Genomic DNA, 2,662 nt, shown 5'->3' on the forward strand with positions numbered 1-2,662 from the left:
GATACTGCGCTCGGGTGATTTCAGTCCAGGCCATCTTGATCTCATCAGGTTATCGCAAACCCATGAATCATAACCCGCTGAAATCACTCAACTCATTTTCGGTCAGACACTAAGGTAAAGCCGTAGGTCAACAGCGCGCGAACTGCGGAGCCAAGGTCGGCGCGCAGTTTAGCATCCTGTACACGTTCGACGAGCATGAAGCACATCATTCGAAGAACACCGATGAACGGCTCCGGTCGTGTCGATAGCACAAGTACCAAGTAGACCCATGGCACCAGCGACGTGAGGGAAAGCGGCGACTGCATCAGGGGAACCGCTGTTGATTTTTGACGCGAAAGCATCCACGTCAGTGGACGTAATGGGCAGTTCCGCGGCCATGCGAGCGGCAACGCTACGGATGATAGGATCGCATTTTGGCACGCTAAGCAGGTTGATTACCGCACTCCAGAACCCGTGATGATTGGCGTCCTCCACCCACAGAGATTGCAGTAGGAAACCCATCGCCGGGGCTATTAACAGTCCTAGACCTTGAGCCTTGGGGAAAGTCAAACTTCCGTTGATAATGTCGTCAGGATCAAGAAACACTCGGCTGGCAACGTAGTCGAAGAGGAGATGGTGTCGGAAATGTACCGACCGCTCCGCGTTGCTAGAAATGAGGATGCCTTCGCCCATGAGTGTGTCGAGCATCGTAGCATTGGCGTCGGCGACTTTAAGCCGTCGAGCGCGAAGTGTACCAACAGCTATCATGTCCTGCACGACGTTGCGTAGGCACACTTCGGCTACTACTCCGTGGGGTCGGACACGCTTGTCCCAATAGAGATTCAGTAGAGCAATTTGGGAGTCGACTCCCTCGAAATCCCCGCTAACAGCACCGGTCGCGACCAGACTGGCCAAGAGCCGCATGTTAAACGGCACCATGGCCAGTTCGCGCAGCTTTGTGCTGCATTGCGTAAGAATTGCTGCAAGACGTGGGGCGAGGCCAAGGAGCTCAGCGAATTCGTCATCGGACCAAGGTGGAATCTGGATGTGCCGCACGTTGGCAAAACCTTCACCCTGCAGCCCCTTCTCCGGCGGTGTACCTTTGAACAGAGATTGGAAGTTCTGGCCGAGCCGCAAATCAAAAATGCGGCTGGACGCTATTACCGTCCAGCGACCTTTAAGTTCGATGACTGCCTCGATCAGGCGCTTGAATGCTGCTTCGCCGGATTGGCCACGGCTGGCGTCGAGCGCATCAATTAGGAGGAAAGCCGGGCTCGGGCCGTCCCAAGCTCTCAATACCGTAGGGAGATCATGGTCCAGTCCGAGCGCCCGGGATATTCCCTCAAGTGACTCGACCGAAAAGCGGTCTACAGCCAATTGCACCACATCATTTCCCTGCGACCTAAGCGCTCGGCCAAGGGCATTGATCACCGCGCTCTTCCCGGCGCCCGGCTCGCCGATCAGGAGCAGATGTCCTCCGAGCGCCGCCGCATTGACGGCCGACTGACAATGACGCGTGATACTGACCAGATCACCGTTCCCCGCTTCAACAACCTCCAGTTCAGCCAGCGTTTGTTCCGTTCGAAGGGAGTAGGTGCTTAGGGTGTCAATATCTTTGCGAAAGTCTTGCCTGGCAGCGAGGCATGCACCGCGCGTCATCAGATCAGCACGAAGGGTCGATAATGTCCTTCCGCCGCGTGCGCTCATCAGATCACCAGCAATCCGCTCTAATAGATTAAAGACAGATTGGGCATCGGCTTGTGTCTTCAGCACCGGGTTTAAGGTGGCGGACCAAGCCCCCCGGTCCGAGCCCTCTGGATCAATGGTGTAAACATAAGTCAGGTGGGAGATAGCTTTTAGGATTTCGTCGGTGAGGGGTTCGGCTGTTCCGGTCGCCGTCCACGCTAGTCGGACACAAGCGTCGAATTGGCTAAGCGCTTTGGTTTCGGGAGCGGTAAGCACTGGATGACCTGGTTGCCTCCGTGCTTCAAGTCCCTTAGCTAAGTTGTAGCGTGTAGTTGCTGGAGACGCGGGGCCGATGGCGATCAAAAGCCGGTCCTTCGCCGGGTCGAGTGGGCGATTCCACTCGAGATCACCCGTGCCATCCCGGCAGAGACGCCATTGGCGAACGATCTGATCAACCGTCTTGCCGAACTCGCTGCTCAGGCTGTCGGATAGGGACAACGTATTCTTGGCCTGACCGCAAATTATCCCGCCGACCGAGGTCGTTGCGAACGCATCATCCAGCGGCGCTTCGGTTTCCATACGAAAGGTGGTGATCCTCGCGCTCCCGAGCTGAAGACGGGGATCAACAGAGGTTTCGGTGATAAGCCAAAGGCCAAAGACTGCGCCGAGGCTTTGCTGGAAGTTGACCCCAGAAGCAGTCGCATTGCCGCCCCCCGTCGCAAAAGTACGTGGAGCCTTCGGCTTCGGGTAGTTGGATTTCGACATCGCTGTCAAATGTCTCGTGAGATCGGCGTTATTGAAACAGCGAAGGCTGAACCGGGCCGGAATTGGCGGAAACGTCCGCTTCTGATTGTTCATGTCGGATACCCGACGGACCGCTTTCCCGCCTAGTCCGCCTGTCTGCTCAGTGATGTAGGAGCAGACAGGCGGCAGTCGCCGTCATGTCGGTCGTAAAGAGAGTCGCTCAAGGTTTTGGTAAGCGGACATCCTGTGTCGG

The 2,662-nt window shown here is 56.5% G+C and carries 1 protein-coding gene; it reads right to left on the minus strand.

Annotation, left to right across the window (positions count from 1 at the left end):
- Positions 1–168 precede the first annotated feature (168 nt).
- Positions 169–2,523: an ATP-binding protein gene (locus GOB93_RS20715; protein ID WP_173585247.1), complete on the minus strand. Its 2,355-nt coding sequence runs from the start codon at positions 2,521–2,523 to the stop codon at positions 169–171.
- Positions 2,524–2,662 lie beyond the last annotated feature (139 nt).

This window comes from Acetobacter musti (genome assembly GCF_011516835.1).
GTDB lineage: Bacteria > Pseudomonadota > Alphaproteobacteria > Acetobacterales > Acetobacteraceae > Acetobacter > Acetobacter musti.